This window comes from Dellaglioa sp. CoH-57-MRSF-17 (assembly GCF_056782015.1).
In genome coordinates, this window is record NZ_JBXAXY010000001.1 from 43824 (window position 1) to 60677 (window position 16854).

17 protein-coding genes and 1 tRNA gene are annotated in these 16854 nt (G+C 33.7%); 2 read left to right on the forward strand and 16 right to left on the reverse strand.

Annotated elements, in window-relative coordinates; genetic code table 11:
• Positions 1-27 precede the first annotated feature (27 nt).
• The 3 genes from AC1RPJ_RS00210 to AC1RPJ_RS00220 are packed head-to-tail and all read right to left on the reverse strand — an operon-like array spanning position 28 to position 2795.
• Positions 28-963: a pyridoxamine 5'-phosphate oxidase family protein gene (locus AC1RPJ_RS00210; RefSeq protein WP_481761100.1), complete on the reverse strand. Its 936-nt coding sequence runs from the start codon at positions 961-963 to the stop codon at positions 28-30.
• Entirely contained in the window at positions 953-1480 is a 528-nt protein-coding gene (locus tag AC1RPJ_RS00215) for a hypothetical protein (RefSeq protein ID WP_481761099.1), read from the reverse strand. Before AC1RPJ_RS00215 ends, AC1RPJ_RS00210 begins: the two co-directional genes overlap by 11 nt.
• Entirely contained in the window at positions 1467-2795 is a 1329-nt protein-coding gene (locus AC1RPJ_RS00220; protein WP_409021868.1) for a glycosyltransferase family 2 protein, read from the reverse strand. Before AC1RPJ_RS00220 ends, AC1RPJ_RS00215 begins: the two co-directional genes overlap by 14 nt.
• 283 nt (positions 2796-3078) lie before the next feature.
• Here AC1RPJ_RS00220 and AC1RPJ_RS00225 point away from each other — a divergent pair, with 283 nt between their 5' ends.
• Positions 3079-4416, forward strand: a complete 1338-nt coding sequence (locus AC1RPJ_RS00225; RefSeq protein WP_481761098.1) for a dihydrolipoyl dehydrogenase family protein — start codon at positions 3079-3081, stop codon at positions 4414-4416.
• 278 nt (positions 4417-4694) lie between these two features.
• On the opposite strand, the gene AC1RPJ_RS00230 is transcribed toward AC1RPJ_RS00225, so the two are convergent.
• The 8 genes from AC1RPJ_RS00230 to yycF all read right to left on the reverse strand — a co-directional run bounded on the left by AC1RPJ_RS00230 (position 4695) and on the right by yycF (position 14164).
• Entirely contained in the window at positions 4695-6164 is a 1470-nt protein-coding gene (locus tag AC1RPJ_RS00230) for an MFS transporter (RefSeq protein WP_409021866.1), read from the reverse strand.
• Between the two features lie 136 nt (positions 6165-6300).
• Positions 6301-6780, reverse strand: coding sequence for a 23S rRNA (pseudouridine(1915)-N(3))-methyltransferase RlmH (gene rlmH, locus AC1RPJ_RS00235; protein WP_481761097.1), 480 nt, complete (start codon positions 6778-6780; stop codon positions 6301-6303).
• 409 nt (positions 6781-7189) lie between these two features.
• Positions 7190-8482, reverse strand: coding sequence for a S1C family serine protease (locus AC1RPJ_RS00240; RefSeq protein WP_481761096.1), 1293 nt, complete (start codon positions 8480-8482; stop codon positions 7190-7192).
• A 111-nt stretch (positions 8483-8593) separates the two neighbouring features.
• Positions 8594-9403 (reverse strand): MBL fold metallo-hydrolase, encoded by an 810-nt coding sequence (locus AC1RPJ_RS00245; RefSeq protein WP_481761095.1) that lies wholly within the window; start codon positions 9401-9403, stop codon positions 8594-8596.
• 34 nt (positions 9404-9437) lie between these two features.
• Positions 9438-10259: a two-component system regulatory protein YycI gene (locus tag AC1RPJ_RS00250; RefSeq protein WP_481761094.1), complete on the reverse strand. Its 822-nt coding sequence runs from the start codon at positions 10257-10259 to the stop codon at positions 9438-9440.
• 13 nt (positions 10260-10272) lie between these two features.
• Positions 10273-11592: a YycH family regulatory protein gene (locus tag AC1RPJ_RS00255; protein ID WP_481761093.1), complete on the reverse strand. Its 1320-nt coding sequence runs from the start codon at positions 11590-11592 to the stop codon at positions 10273-10275.
• Positions 11579-13432: a cell wall metabolism sensor histidine kinase WalK gene (gene walK / locus AC1RPJ_RS00260; protein ID WP_481761148.1), complete on the reverse strand. Its 1854-nt coding sequence runs from the start codon at positions 13430-13432 to the stop codon at positions 11579-11581. The genes AC1RPJ_RS00255 and walK overlap by 14 nt, the downstream gene beginning before the upstream one ends.
• A gap of 21 nt (positions 13433-13453) precedes the next feature.
• Entirely contained in the window at positions 13454-14164 is a 711-nt protein-coding gene (gene yycF / locus AC1RPJ_RS00265; RefSeq protein WP_409021860.1) for a response regulator YycF, read from the reverse strand.
• A 196-nt stretch (positions 14165-14360) separates the two neighbouring features.
• Between yycF and AC1RPJ_RS00270 the strand changes: the two genes are divergently transcribed.
• A tRNA-Lys gene (locus tag AC1RPJ_RS00270) sits at positions 14361-14433 on the forward strand.
• A 165-nt stretch (positions 14434-14598) separates the two neighbouring features.
• Here AC1RPJ_RS00270 and AC1RPJ_RS00275 read toward each other — a convergent pair.
• The 5 genes from AC1RPJ_RS00275 to AC1RPJ_RS00295 all read right to left on the reverse strand — a co-directional run bounded on the left by AC1RPJ_RS00275 (position 14599) and on the right by AC1RPJ_RS00295 (position 16786).
• On the reverse strand, positions 14599-15117 hold the full coding sequence (locus AC1RPJ_RS00275) for an Asp23/Gls24 family envelope stress response protein (protein WP_481761092.1): 519 nt from the start codon (positions 15115-15117) through the stop codon (positions 14599-14601).
• Positions 15118-15147: 30 nt separating this feature from the next.
• Complete coding sequence (locus AC1RPJ_RS00280) at positions 15148-15348, reverse strand: DUF2273 domain-containing protein (RefSeq protein WP_409021858.1); 201 nt, start codon at positions 15346-15348, stop codon at positions 15148-15150.
• 16 nt (positions 15349-15364) lie between these two features.
• Positions 15365-15919, reverse strand: coding sequence for an alkaline shock response membrane anchor protein AmaP (amaP, locus tag AC1RPJ_RS00285; protein ID WP_481761091.1), 555 nt, complete (start codon positions 15917-15919; stop codon positions 15365-15367).
• 25 nt (positions 15920-15944) lie between these two features.
• Entirely contained in the window at positions 15945-16190 is a 246-nt protein-coding gene (locus AC1RPJ_RS00290) for a GlsB/YeaQ/YmgE family stress response membrane protein (RefSeq protein WP_409021856.1), read from the reverse strand.
• 386 nt (positions 16191-16576) lie between these two features.
• Positions 16577-16786, reverse strand: a complete 210-nt coding sequence (locus AC1RPJ_RS00295; RefSeq protein ID WP_409022828.1) for a CsbD family protein — start codon at positions 16784-16786, stop codon at positions 16577-16579.
• Positions 16787-16854: the final 68 nt, after the last annotated feature.

The following is a 16854-nucleotide window of genomic DNA, read 5'->3' on the forward strand; positions in this document are numbered from 1 at the left end:
CAGCAATGAATATTGCTAATAATACCTTTAAAATTTCACTTGATCGTGCTGTGTCCAAGTATCTAATCGAGCACTTTTGATCACTATTTCATAAATAATCTCATTTTCTATATCTTCTTCCAGTAATCCATCCATAAATCCTGGCACCTGTGCCCGATACAACTCTGCTAGATCTTCTAATTTATATTTTGACCTCTTAACACTTAACCTATTACTAGCAATAGTCATCCCTGTACTCGTTGGAATTGTATTAATAGCTGCTTTACCTAAATCCAATTCAGCAATTTTAGGCGTTTCCGGAGCTGAACCAAAATACCAAACATTTGATTTATCAGGTGAAACAATAAATCGCATCTGACGACTCGATGGCATCCCATCTGCAGTAGCAGTACTCAGGACCATTTGATTTGTTTCACCAATAAATCGTCTAAATTTATCTAACACATTATGTTCTTCCACTTCTGAAGGTGCCCCTTCATCAATAAATGCTAATACCTCATCAACTGTTTTTAACTTAGACTCATTTTGTAGGTAATACAATATTTGTGGGATATACGGTGAAATATCCCGATCTTTATAATAAAACTGTAACCATCTTTTTGAAGCAAGCAGTGGGCCCGCGTACGTTACTCTTAGTTTAGTTTTATACCAACTAATTAAATGTTTTAATGGCCAGTGTTTGAGCATTATTTGCCAAAAGTATGACGTAAATAGAAATAGAATTGCCGCTACCAGTACATTAACTTCTATAATACTGACAACTGACAACATTTTGAATGGCTCAAATGTCATATAAAGTCCTAATAGGATTCCGGTTGATAAAACCGTTAAAAACGTAACTAATCTTCGCTTAAATAATCTTAATTTATGTAACATCAAGCCCGAAATGTCACGTCTTTTCTTCATATTTCTTTCTCGTACAACCATCTCATCTAATAATCTTTTATCCTCTTTAGAAATCATCTTCATCCTCATCTCCAAAGTAATCAAATTGTTGCCTTAATTCAAATGTCCCAATATCGGCATAATCTTGTATGATAATTTTATTTTGACCCTCTCTATGATCTCGTGGCCCATATTTTAAATAGTACATTTCTTCAGCTAAGTCAGTGTGTTTCTTTAATAATTTTGAATCATAACTTTCTATATCATTTTTTAGACGATTATTCGAAAGAATTAAATTATAAATATGCAAAATTAAAAAGAACGCAATAAAAAACAAATAGTATTGTAGGAATGTATTTATAATCGTATCAAAAAGCTCAGTAAATAGTGTTTGATCAATTGGGATTGCCTTATCTTTAAATAAAATCAAGATAACCGTGATACTGATTGGTACTAAGCACGCAATCCAGCCAATTGTTATTAATACTAATTGTCTTAGTTTGAGACTTACATTTTTTTGACCAAAAAACCAATCAATCGTCAATGCGTCTTCATCTACTTCGTTCACAATATAGTCAGGCTTATTTTTTGTCATCATCGTCGCCTCCTAAATCTGTTGTAATACTATCCGAACGTTCAGGTGAATGCCATACGCCACCATCTTCACCCGTAATAATTTTACGCACTGTCGGAATTAACTCAGCTACCATTGTATACGTATTTACCATCCAGTAAATGAGGATATACCACGGCGCAAAAATAACGTATTTTAAAGATTTACCACTATCATTGAAAAATGACGCCATGATTAACTGAATCAAACCAATAATGACCTCTATTGAAATAAATATGCAGGCGAGCGCTAAGTTATTGCTCAACTGTAACCAATCACCATTTACAATACAGATAATTTGAATTGCTAAAAATGCAATCATACTTAACCAATAAAAGACTGACCAAATAACACTTAATCCATAATCAATAATAATAGGTACACTTGAAAATTGTTTAATCGGATGACGTAGAACGCGTAACGTCTTCGTTAGAAGTACATAAACGCCACCAGATGACCATCTATGTCTTTGTTTAATTAGTTCACCTAGCTTTTCAGGTACATCCATAAAGAAGCGAATATGCGGCGCAAAATAAGCCACCCAACCTAATGCCTGCATGTCCCAGGCAATTGCGATATCTTCTGTTGGCTGTTCAGCTTCCCAACCACCAACATCTAAAACGGCTGCTTTTCGATACATTGTATTTGCACCTGAGAAAGCAAATAAACCGCCATAAGATAATTGCGATCTCTTAATTAAGCCAATGATTGAATTTAATTCATTCTGTTGTGCTTCTGCTACAATTGTTGTTTTATTAATTGGTAACATATTCCCAGTGACAGCGCCTAAATTCTTGCCACCTTTTCTTTCAAAATATGACATATATTTCCATAAGGCATCAACTTCTGGTTTTGAATCCGCATCATTGGATAAAATAAATTCGCCTTTAGCAAATGCCAATGCAATATTGAATCCAGCTGCTTTTCCACGATTATTAATAATTGTGATCGTTCTTAAACGTGATTTGAACTCCTCTTGTAGCGTCTCCAAAATCTCACCGGTTTTATCTGTGGAACCATCATTAATTACAATAACTTCATATTTATCTAGAGGATAATTTAACTTAGTCTCTAGATGTCGAATTGTTGCTTCTATTGATTGTTCCTCATTATGAGCAGGTACAAAAATAGAAATGAATGGTTCTCCCTTCTCTAAATATTTAGGGAGCTCCTTCTTCTCCATAAATATTCTATAATAAAGGCTCGATACAATAAAGGCTAGGCCTCCAACGATTGGATACGATACAATCGTGTAAATGAGTACCTTCGTAATATCGTTTAGTACTGTTGCTGTCATATAATGACCCCCAAATAATTGTAGTTAAATAAATAGCTAAAATCCTTTACATACATTGACTTAACGCCCTTTTTAAACTATAACCTCTGTGATTTTAATAATCAAATAAAATATTCTAATACTGGATTACTTTGTCTGTCACTATTTTAAAAATTTAAAAGCTATGCTTTCTTTTTAAAAATGTTTCACATGAAACATTTTTAAGCGATTATTTTTAATTAATTTTCAATTTTATGCTAGTATCAGTATAATTATTAAATATTTATTATGGGGGATATTAATTATGAAACAATCACACTACGATACAATTATTATTGGTGCTGGACCTGGTGGTCTTTCTACTGCTTTTGATTTAAGTAAAAAGCAATCTGTTCTCATTATTGAAAATGATCTTTGGGGTGGTACTTGTCCTAATCGAGGTTGTGACCCAAAAAAAATGCTTTATTCTGCTGTTGAAACTAAACAACGCCAAGAAGCAATGCAAGGCTTCGGACTAACTGGCAGTTCTATCATTGATTGGCCTAAATTAATGGCTTTTAAATCAGCTTATACGGATAAAGTTCCAGCCAATACCCTAGCAGGTTTATCTGCAGCAAATATTAAAACTGTTCACGGATCTGCTAAGTTTATTTCAAAGTCAGAAATTAACGTTAATACTGAAACTTACACTGCCGATAATTTTGTAATTGCGACCGGTCAGTCACCTGTAGTCCCTGATATTCCAGGCAGTCATTTACTAAAAACAAGTACCGATTTTTTATCACTTGAAGAATTACCAGATAAAATAGCTTTTATTGGCGCTGGCTATGTTTCAATTGAGCTTGCTAATATAGCTGCTATTGCTGGCTCAGAAGTTCATATTATTCAACATAATAGTCAAATATTACGTGGATTTCCAATTGAATATACAACCCGTCTCATTGAGAATTTGAAAACTAATGGTGTCCATTTTCACTTTGACACTAATATTACAGAAATAACAGAAGGTCCTTTAGGCTTCCAGATGTTAGACGATAAGGGATTATCTTTAACTGTTGATTTGGCAATTTCAGCTATGGGCCGTCAACCTAACGTTAATACATTAAACCTACCTGCTACAGGTGCTGAATCAGATTCACATGGTATTATTGTGGATTCTCACTTAAAAACGAAAAATGATCGAATTTATGCCATTGGAGATATTGTTTCACGCAAACAACCTAAGTTAACACCTGTTTCAACATTTGAAGGTCATTACGTTGCAGACCAACTACTTAAAAAATCGAATAGTCCAATTGCTTACCCACCAATTCCAATGACTGTCTATGCCAGCCCACAACTATCTCAAGTTGGCATTACGATTGAACAAGCTAAAAATGAACCTGAACATTATGACATTAGAGTACAAGAGACAACTAACTGGTATTCCTTTAATCGAATTAAAGAATCTGAAGCATCTGTGACAACTATCTTTGATAAATCATCCAACTTACTTGTTGGTGCTGTCGCATACACCACAATTGCGGAAGAACTTATCAATTATCTAACACCATTAATTGCTAACAAAACATCAAAAACAGATGTTACTAAACTTATCTTAGCTTATCCGACTCCAGCAAGTGACCTAACCTATTATCTATAAAAAATACGATTAAAAAGGTATCTGCCTTTTTGTAAAAATCCCGCCATGATTATCAGATGAAATATATAATTTCATTCGACAATCATGGCGGGATTTTTTTGCCTAGAGTTAAGTACAGTGCATTTGATAAATTGACATTAATCAAGGAATTTACACTGGGAATCTATTAATAACTTTACAAGCAGATAAATCAATATACCCCATTAAATTTTATATAATTTCATCAGTCAACTCGATACGACTTAGTACATAGTACATTCTCTCAGAGATTCTATTTTTTAACTTAGTTGTTTTCTAGATTGAGCCTGAATCCATAAATTAAATAGTAAAACGATAATCAATAATATTGTCGCGATTACCATAATATTATGCAACCCTTCATACATAATCTGTCGCATTGCTGGTAATAATTTTTCAGGAAGACTTGAAACACGCTTCGAATCACTTAGCTTGTTTAACATCTCCATCGTAATTTTACCATGAGACTGATTAACTCCTTTTAACAACGCACTGTTAAGGATAACCCCATAAATTGATGACATAAATGTTTGGCTTAAAATACGTAATAAGTAGGCAAATGAAGTTGCGATTGGGACATCTCGACCCTCCGCATCCTCTTGAACACTCAGTTGTAGGACATTAAAACACATTCCTAAACCGAACCCTTCAAAAGCACCCATTAGTAATAAATACCAGAATGGGACTGTCACACCTACAACTAACATCCCAGCAAACGAAATAATAAAGCTAATGGTTCCGATTGTAATAATCCGGTATTTCCCCAATCGAGGAATCATTGATGGACCGGACAACGAACCAAATAAATTAGTCATTGCACCAGGAATTTGTGTTGCCCCACCAATCAATGCACTCATTCCAAGTATTCCTTGTGCCCACATTGGAATATAGATGTTAAATGAGATAAATGCTCCCCATAAAAAGGCAAATATGATAAAATCAACAATCAGTTTCTTATTTTTAAATAATCGATTGGGAATAATCGGATCAACGGCCCTATCCTCAACTCTATACAAAATACCGAGTAAGATAATTCCAGCAATAATTAACCCAACGACTAAATTAATTGACCCAACACCAATCATTTGAATACCTGTTAATAAGGTCACTAAGCTGACAATCATCATTCCAGCACCCAAGTAATCGATATTCCCCTTTTGACGTTTTTTAACTTCTTCTTTGAAGAAAAATTGGATTGAAATAATTGATATTAATGCTATTGGTACATTGATATAGAAGACCCAATGCCAACTAAACGTATCAACGATCCAGCCACCAACTAAAGGTCCAATAATTGATGCAATACTGTAACTAGCTGTTGCATAACCAATAACTTGTGAGCGTTTCTTAATATTTTTATAAATATCAGCATAAATAATAAACGGAATTGTATTCATCCCACCTGCACCAATACCCATAACTACTCTAGCAACTAAGAAAAAGACAATATTACTTGATGTTGCTTGAAAAACCGCACCGATTGCAAATAAAAAAGTTGCTAACTGATATGCACCACGGTTACCAATTCGTTCGCCTAATTTACTCCAAAGAGGTGTGGCAACTGCCATCCCCAACAAGAAAACTGCAACAATCCATCCCATATATTGGATACCATGCAAATCACTGACGATTGATGGTAATGCAGTATTAATAATCGTTCCATCAAGACCTGCCATTGCGTTAGATAACAGCAATGCAATAGTCACGATGATTAAATTCTTTTTATTCATAAATTCTCCCTCTTATACGACTAAATTTAAAATTACTTATTTTTATCATCCACCTTTAAGCAAGCTCTAGGTCAAGGGAAAATATGAAAATCTACTGATATCCTAAAATTACGTTACTTAAAGTATTGAAAGGTCCTTATTTATGATAGGGGCTCCCTGCATTAATCATAAATCCACGGTAAACTTGTTCAGTCAAAATCATCCGCATTAATTGATGCGGTAAGGTAAATTTACCAAACGAGATTTGTGTGTCGGCGCGTCTTAAAACGTCCTCGCTTAGTCCTAATGACCCCCCAATAACGAAGGTTATGTCTGAATGCCCATAAGTTCCAAGATCAGCAATCTCTTTAGCAAAATCTTCCGACGTACGTTCCTTACCTAAAATGGCTAAAGCATAAACATACTCTTTTTCTTTAATCTTACTAAGGATACGTTCGCCCTCTTTACCTTTAACATCAATCATTTCTGCTGAACTTAATTTTTCCGGTGCCTTTTCATCATTTACTTCAATAATTTCAAATTTACAAAACTTACTTAACCGTTTTGCATACTCTTCAATTCCTTGTTTGAGATATTTTTCTTTTAATTTACCTACACCAATAATCTTAATGTTCATAATTTCCACCTTTTTCACAAGTTATACACAAAGTTACGCACATATCCACAATTTGGACCACAACATATTGCGGGGAATATGTGTTCGTCACTACATTTATTTGTTGCCCATTTGTCAACACCATATTAGTTATGCACAGATTTTGCGTTATTTATCATTCCTTAATTATACGCTTTACACATTGGTATAACAGTCTTTTTTTATTTTAAAATATCAAATAAATAAAAGTTAGTCACAGGCCATTCAATTAATTGTGCATAACTATTTTGTTTAGAAAGTCCCTTCATACTGCCCTTTCCCTCTGTTACTCACACCCACCTTAATATCTATCCACTTAGTTATACACAATATCTATTTAAAATAAAAAAATAATCGTAAATTAAGTTATTTACGATTATTTCATATTTGTTTATTGAGCTGATGATGCTGATTTACTTGTTGAGCTTGTTCCTGTATTTGCATCTGTTGCTTCTAAGGTTAATTTGATATTAGCCTGTTTCAACTTACCATCATGATAGAATTCAACAGCCACTGTATCACCAATTTTATGTTCATATAAAACTTCTCGTAAGCTTGAGATATCAGTAACTTTCTTATCACCTAGCTTAACGATAACATCATATTTACCTATACCAGCATTTTTAGCAGGTGAATCACTATTTATTTTAACAGCAACAATCCCTGAAGAAACACTTTTTGGTAATTTTAAGACACTCTTTTGATCACTTGCTGAGACGTAATCTAAATCGATTAATGAAATACCAATTGCAGGACGTTTAACTTTTCCATTATCAACTAATTGATTAATGATTGATACAACCTCATTACTTGGAATAGCAAATCCCATTCCTTCGACAGAAGTTGATGATGAACTAGAACTAGTAGAGCCTGTTGCTGTACTTGCTAGTTTCATCGAATTAATACCGATAACTTGGCCAGAAGTATTAATTAAAGCCCCACCTGAGTTTCCAGGATTAATGGCAGCGTCAGTTTGAATAACTGTTGCTTGGCCCGTTTTAACACCCGAATCATTGGTAACATCAATCGTACGTTTCTTAGCTGATATGATTCCTTGCGTTAATGATGTCGCATAATCAGATCCAAGTGGAGAACCGATAGCCAATGCTGTTTCACCAACAGTGATACTATCAGAATCACCAAATGTGGCGATTTGAGTCACATCTTTAGCTGATATTTTTAAAACAGCTAAATCAGTAATTGAATCTTTACCAACAATTTTGGCACTTAATTTTTTACCATTACTCAATAAAACTTCAACTTTACTTGCACCAGAGATAACATGATTATTAGTTACGACATAAGCACTACCATCTGATTTTTTATAAATGACACCAGAACCTTCACTTGATGCTGTTTCTGTTGTCGCAGAGGAATCGCCTGCTGCACCAAACATATCCGTTAAGCTGTTACTTGAACCACTTGACTTTGTATATGAAATAACTGAAACAACCGCATTTTTAACTTTAGCAAATGCTTTTGATGATTCATTACTTGATTTAACACTTACATTTGTTACTTTAGTTGTACCTGATTTATTTGAGGATGTTGTAACTGCGCCATTATCACTATCATTATTTTGGTAAAATGTATATCCACCAAATGCAATTCCGCCACCAACTAATCCTGCAATAAGCGCTGTAACAACTGTTTTACCTAAGCCTGTTCTATTTTCATTTGACATTTTTATATACGCGACACATTTGTCGCTGCCCCCTTAAACGTAATCTTTTACTCTTTTAAGAATAACGGTTAATTGTGAACTATTTATGAATAAATTTTGAAAAAATTGTTCTTATAAAACAACCAGCTTTGTAGCATTTTCCGGATCTGTATCGAAAATGTTAAAATCACCACCAACTGCTAAATCATGTTCTTTCATCGTTGATTCAACCGTTAGATGGGCTAATTCTTTCATATTATTATCCTTACTAAGATGGCCTAAAAAAATTCGTTTTGTCCGATTACCCATAACATTCATAAGTGCATCAGCACCATCCTCATTTGATAAATGACCTTTATCACCTAAAATGCGCTGTTTTAATGACCATGGATAGCCGCCCATCCGTAACATTTCAATATCATGGTTACACTCAAACAAGTAAGCATCTGCATCGGAAATTGTCCCTTGAACGTTCTCTGAGACATAACCTGTATCCGTTAAAATAACAAATGACTTATTGTTATGATGAAATTGGTAGAATTGCGGTGCCGCTGCATCATGAGAGACACCAAAACTCTCAACATCTAAGTCGTCGAATGTAATTACTTTCCCCATCTCAAAAATTTGCTTCTTCTCAACGGGAATTTTACCAATCGTATGAGCCATGGCTTCCCATGTTAATTCATTTGCATAAACGTTCATGTCATACTTACGGGCTAAAATACCAGCAGCCTTTGCATGATCCGTATGTTCATGTGTTACAAATAACGTGTCGACATCGTTAATATCTCGACCAATATCTGTCATTAGGCTCGCAATTTTTTTACCACTTAAACCAGCATCTACAAGGACCTTGTGCTTAGGCGTTTCAATATACGTGACATTTCCCGCACTACCGCTTGCAAGAACACTAATCTTCATATCGTCTGTTCCTTCATCCATTACTTGCCTGCGCCTCTATCCTTTTAATCTTCATTTAATTTAAAATATCAGTGCTATCCTTCATAATCGCTCCTGAAAATGAATTAACTTGCTTGTATTGTGTCACACCATTACTTGGATTCTTAACAGCTACTATCCAAACTGGAATATAGACGCTATATTTTTTATCCAAACTGAGCAACTCAGCATATCCTAACTTAGACCATTTAACCTTACTTTTACTTGCAAATTGATTATATTGATACAATATCAGTATTGCTTGTTGTTGACTAATAATTGACTCATTTTCACGTAATTTTTCTGTATTTGCCATATACGTTTGTGAATAGCCACTAATTTTATTATTTTGAATTGTAAATTTAATTAGTCCAACATTTGAGTAAACCATTTTATCGTAAACAACCTGCGAATACACGACACTTGTCTCTGTTGAAAGACTACTGTTATAGCGATAATTATCTCCATGTAGAATTAAAGTATTATCACTCATAATTGTCTTATCAATTGTTTTATTTGGACTTTCACTATCTGTGATATTAATTGGTGTCCCAAAAATACTAGATAATTTATTGTCTTTATATGTTGTAACTTGGGATTGCAGCTGTTTAGCATCATTCTTTAATACATCAGATGCTTTATTAGACATATATACACCAGTCTCTTTTTTATTTGAGATACTGCCGTATTTAATGTCATCTTCTCGCATCTCTTTAAGCGTTGTACCGGTTTTTGTTGTCCCAGGTGATGATCGACTCGAAATTTCAATTTGTTGATTTTGTCGTAATGAGGTGAATAAAAAGATATTTAAACCAAGAAAAACAATAATAAAAATAATTTGAATTCGTCTAAAATCCAATTAATTCACCTCCCTAATCTGTTTGTAGTAATTCAGTATAACTTTTCCATTTATCTTGATATCGGATATACCAAGTGGGTTCTAGGTTGACTACCAAATCTGAATCAGAACTTGATACCCAACGATAACCTAATTGAATATCTGAAATATCCGCATCTTTATACCCTGCCGTAACCAAGCTACTTAACACTTCTTCTGTACTTGGTAACGTAACATCTGCTTTTCCAGATGGAACAGCAATTTGTAACGTCAATAATGAAAAATCAATTTTATTTCCACCATTATCTAGTCGCTCAACTTCAATCACACCGTGTTTGGTTTGATTAAAAATCGGAAATCCTTCAATATAACTTCTGAATGTTGTTGTCATAGACTTACCATTAAATTGGTAGAAGTGAATATTATCTAATCCGATACCTGTATTTTTAATACTCGTATAACTTTCAGTTAAAGCATTACCACGACTCGTTTTTTGTTTCGCATCTGAATTTTCATCATCTTCATATGAAACCAAATTTGTCGTATTTTGAACCGTTAATTGTCGATCAGAACCATCATAGTAAGTTATTGTCTTTTTACTTTCTTTAACGTTGACCGATGAACCATCTTTTTGTCCTAATAGATTAGCAACATACTTACTAGCCGTTTGCTTATCCACTAAATACCTAAAACGAGCTATATTAAAATCTTGATTATAATACATAAAAATATCATTATTATGCAGTTTAAATGTAACTGATAATTTCGATAACGTTTCATTTTGTACAACATCATCAATTGTTTTACCTTTATTATAGGCATCATTTAACGAAATCTCATAAATTTTTTTATCCTTGTCACTCAACAGATAAATACTTTTCTTATTATCACGCGGAATAAGAACACGGTTAATAAGTCGTGTTTTATAATTTTGATTTTGCTGATTAAATACTTGATTAAATAACCCAACCGTAATTTCATCTGAGTAACTAAGAACCAATTGATTTTTTGCATTTAAAAACGTTAAATAATCATTTTTATTTTTAATCGGAACTTCTGATATAGACGTTTCTTTCCAAGTACGTATCTTTTTTTGAATATTTGAAATGATATTAATTTTTTCACTATATAAAACATTTTGTTGCTGATTATCATTATAAATAACAGACGTTGGTGCATATACTTCGCTCAATTTAGTACTCTTTGTTAACTCTGTCTGCGTTGAATTTGTAGCTTTCGTCGATTCACTTTTACCATTCCATGTCGGATTTGTCCAAATGACCCATGATAAACCGATACTTGTCATAATTAATAAAAATAATAGTGTTGGTAAAATAAATCTATTCAATTTCATCCCACAGGTCCTCCTCATATGATTCATAAGGCAATGAAATATAGAATGTTGAACCCTTGCCTTCCGAGCTATCTAACCAAATTTTACCTTTATGCATTTCGACAACCTCTTTTGAGATAGCTAGGCCTAATCCAGTTCCACCTTGAGCTCTCGATCTAGCTTTATCCACACGGAAAAAGCGATCAAAAATATGCGCTAAATCTTTTTTAGGTACACCAAGGCCCTCATCAGAGATACTCAAAATAACGTGCTTATGTGTCTCCAATAAACGACAAGTTATTTCTCCACCATCAGGTGAATATTTAATGGCATTATTCATAATATTATCAATGACTTGCACAATTTTATCAGTATCTAATTCAACCCATAAATCACGTTTAGTAAAATCACGTTTAATCGAATACTTTTTGCCTGACCCATCGTCAGCATTAATCATCATATCGAATCTATCCAGAACATAACTATACAGTTCATTCAAGTTAACTAATTCAAGTTCTAACTTAGATGTTCCTGAATCCATTCGTGACAAATTTAGTAAGTCATTAATCATACGCATCATACGTTCTGTTTCATTCTGTGTAACTTTCAAGAAACCTGGTGCAACTTCTGGATCTTTCCATGCACCATCGTTTAATGCCTCAATATAACTCTTCATACTCGTCAAAGGCGTTCTTAATTCATGAGAAACATTAGAAACAAAGCTTTCACGTTCACGTTCTATCTTTTGTTGTTCTGTGACATCATGAAGTACACAGACAAGACCACTAATAAAGCCAGATTCTCTTTGTATTAATGAAAAATAAGCATTCAAAATTTGTTCATGTTCTACATCAGATAAATCAATCATAATTTCATCTTGATTTTCTAACAAATCACGTAAAGTATACTGACTACGTAAATCAAGAATATCCAAAATTGATACTCCTATTGAGTCATTTTCATTTTGATCTAATAAGGTAGAGGCCGCTTCATTCATAATGATAATATTTCCGCGACGATCCGTCGCAATTACACCATCTGTCATGTGCGATAGAACACTATCTAAACGACGACGTTCAGCTTCAGATGATTCTTGTGCCTCTTCAACACGAACAGATAAGTTATTAACCGCATCTGCTAATTGTCCTAGTTCATCATTAGAATAGACACGAACTTTTCCGGAGTAATCTCCGCGAGAAATTCGAATCGTTTGCTTTTTCATCTCATCAATCGGACGAGTTATTGCCCGGGAAATAACTATCGTTATCAAAAGGACTAAAACAGCTGCAAAAAATGACGCGGTCACGAAAATAACCGTGATATCGTTAATATTTGAGTATAAGCTTTCCAGATTGGCCTTAACGTATGTAACCCCAACTGTCGTTGTTACATTTCCTGCTGTACTAACTAGTGGCACAATTGAAACATAGTAGCGCTTATCGCTAGATTCATCATAAATCTTCTTTTCAAATGTTTTAGGTGTATATAACACTTGCTTAATTGTTGCATCTGTCGTTTTTTGTCCCACAACAGTTTGATTATTAAAATCACTACTCCCGCGAATTGTGCCCTTACTATCAATCACTCGAATTTCTGTGATACTTGAATTACTAACATCTTCCAATATTTTTTTGATATCTCTATCACCAGCAGCTGTATCTGTTTTTGCTAAATCCTTCGTAATCGAATTAGTAACATATATAGGTAACTGGACTTGTTGCTTAAAGGTATCTAAGTTTTGCTGTTCTAATTGCCTAACAAAATAAGCCCCGACAATTTCCAACGTTATTAAAATTAATAACGCAAAAATGAGGGCTATTTTAAATTGAATAGATTTAAAAAAACGAATTTTTTGATTCATTTTCATCGTTATTCCCCTACTCTATTCTAAATCTGGATTTTTCATATAGTATCCAACACCACGACGTGTTACCAACCACTCTGGATGGCTTGGATTATCTTCAACTTTTTCTCTTAAACGACGCATTGTAACATCAACCGTTCTGACATCACCGAAGTAATCATAACCCCATACCGTCTGTAGTAAATGTTCTCTAGTCATAACTTGTCCTAGATGTTGTGCTAAATAATGTAATAATTCAAATTCACGATGTGTTAATTCAATTTTTTCATCATATTTTGAAACCATATATGCTTCAGGATGAATGGTTAATTGTCCAACTTGTATTTCACTATTTTGTGGTTGTTCTTCTGTTTGAACACTCTCAATTGTTTTTTGTCTTCTTAAATTAGCTTTAACTCTGGCCACTAGTTCACGGTTAGAGAAAGGTTTTGTTACATAATCATCTGCACCTAATTCTAGACCTAAGACCTTATCGATTTCTCCATCTTTAGCTGTAACCATAATGATTGGCATATCGTAAGTTTTTCTAACTTGACGAGCAACTTCTAAACCATCCACTTTTGGTAACATTAAATCTAATAAAATTAAATCCGGTTCAACTTCTTTAACTTTTTCTAAGGCTTCTTCACCATCGTAAGCTGTATAAACGTCGTATCCTTCTTTAGTTAAATTAAATTTAACGATATCAGAAATTGGTTTTTCATCGTCGACAACTAATATTTTTTTCATATGTGGATCCTCCTTATAGGAAGCTGTAAAATTAAATCTAGATACAACTTCTTAACCCTCCATTATTATAGCCTATTCAATCATCATTGCCAAACACAGTGATTAAATTTACCCAAATCCTTTTTCGAAAAGTTATTGTCTTTTATTAGTATATATGATAATATATTTAACGTTGATGAATTATTATTAATGGTTTGGGTGGTTAGCTCAGTTGGTAGAGCAACGGACTCTTAATCCGTGGGTCTAGGGTTCGAGCCCCTAACCACCCATGGGTGCCAAACCCAACATATCGCAAGATATGTTGAAGCATCTAGCTGCGGCTAGGTGCTTTTTTTGTGTTCTCATTTACTTATTGATGTTTCACGTGAAACAAAAAAAGAGAAACCCTATCGGATTTCTCTTAACTAGATTTAAATCTTATTATTTGTTCAACGCTATTTAACCCGGTCATCATCTTTATTTACTACCTGAGAGGTCGTTTTTTTAACGGCATCTACCCCATCTGTTGTTTTTTCTTTAATAGTACTACCTGCATCAGATACACGATCTTGTAAACTTGTTTGTGAATCATCAAATTCTTTTGGTGTTTGAATGTCTACTACTTCAACATTCAACTCAATTAAAGCTAAATCTGTTGTTTCCTTTACTTGTTTATTAATAACTTCCGTTAACTGTTTATAAATATCATGTGCATTGTGCCCATATGCCATAATAATATTTAAATCAACCGCAACTTGTTCCTTGCCAACCTCAACGCCGATGCCATCTGTTGGATTATCACTATTTACAAGTTTATTTTTAATATTTGCGACAAATCCACCATCCACACCCAAGAGACCAGATACATTTTCAATTGCATAACCGACTATTTTTTGAATAACCTTGTCATCAAATGTCAATGTCCCCTTTGGTTCAGTCTTTGTTCCCTGCGTATTTGTTTTTTCTGTAGTCATAATTAAGACTCCTTTCGATTTTTAAAATAATCAATTTTTCCGCGTGAAAATTTTTGAAATAAATGACAGATCAATATCATATTCTTTAAATAGATAACCAATCCATCCTGCTAACAGTGTCACAATCATAATGATAATCGTCTTCCAAAATCCTACAGTTACAAGTAACGAGGATATGATAAATCCTAGAGCACTACCAACTCCAATATTAATTGACATTTTATCTTTCATTTATGCACACTCCCTCTTAAACTACCCGTGTAACTTTACGTTTTGAATTTGATTTTTTACTTACCTTAATATCTACTTTGATAGGAATATGACTAGATCCAGCTAATAGATCATTGAGATTCTCAGTTAATTCACTCGTAATACGAGGTAATTGTCCAACTGTAGACTGTTGGTAAACTGAATCTGCAACAATATGGATCTTTCGCTGACGTCGTGTATTCTTCAACGTAACTTTAATATTAGATAAGTCTTCACTAGACAACTTTGTCTTGATAAATTGGCTAATACCCTGGTTACTTAAAGCAAGTCTTCCTTCTTTAGTTTGCTTCAAAGGAATATCTGGTAGTTGCGCAGGCCACAAAAGTATTAACAAAAATATGAAGACTGTTAATAGCAATAACACAATCCCATAATAGAAGATAAAATCGTTACTCTGAAAATTTGTACTAACGTTAAAATGTTCAAGCATTTTAGTTATTTTCTCAATTATTTCTGGCCAAATCAGCAAGCTAAGCCCAATCAAGTATCCGAGGCTGACTATACTCAGAATAATTTTTTTACTCTTCTTCATAAACATACCTCTCTCTTGACTTGATTTACTTCCTTGCTTTTATACCAAATATAGCTGAAACAATTAAAACTAAAATTATCGCACCAATGATAGAAGGGATAATTGCCATTCCTGCCAAGCTAGGTCCCCAATGACCAAGGACACTTTGACCAAGAGCTGACCCAACTAGTCCAGCGATGATGTTACTTATCCATCCCATCGACTCACCGCGATTAGTAATCGCCCCTGCAACAGCACCAATAATAGCACCTACAATTAATGACCAAATCATAATATGTTCCTCCTTTGTTTATATTAAATAGTTATTTATTATATTAACTATTCGTTATATGTAATATACCATTATTTGAAATCGCTTGCAAATGAAACGATTTTATTACGCTCAATCTATGAAACTTAATGAATCTCTTTCCCAGGTACTTAAACTTATATACACCAAAAAATAAAGATAAATAACTATCTTTGTTTTCCTCGTTGCTTAATTAATCACATAAAGTTAAACAAAATAAGATCTATGAATATCTGAGTGAATAAGATGAACTGATAGGTACTATACTCACAAGATAAGCCTATTATTTATCTAACTTCGGCTAATAAAAAGAAATAAAAAAAACTCGCACTGCTTATTGTAAGCAGTGCGAGAACCCAATGAAATTACTATTTCTTTTTACGTTTGTCCATAACTTCATCTATTTTTTCTGCAACATCATCTTTGACATCTTCTAATTTATCTTTCGCTTTACCAAGGAAACCTTCCGCTTTACCTTTAACTTCTTCTTGCTTGTCTCCTGTCAATTTACCTTTAGTTTCTGTTACTTTACCCTTAATTTGATCTTTCTTTGCATCTAATCTATCTTCATTTGTCATCATGTTTCCTCCTCATAATATATTTGTCTACATACCGATAGTAACATCCAAAGAAAGCGTATGCAACA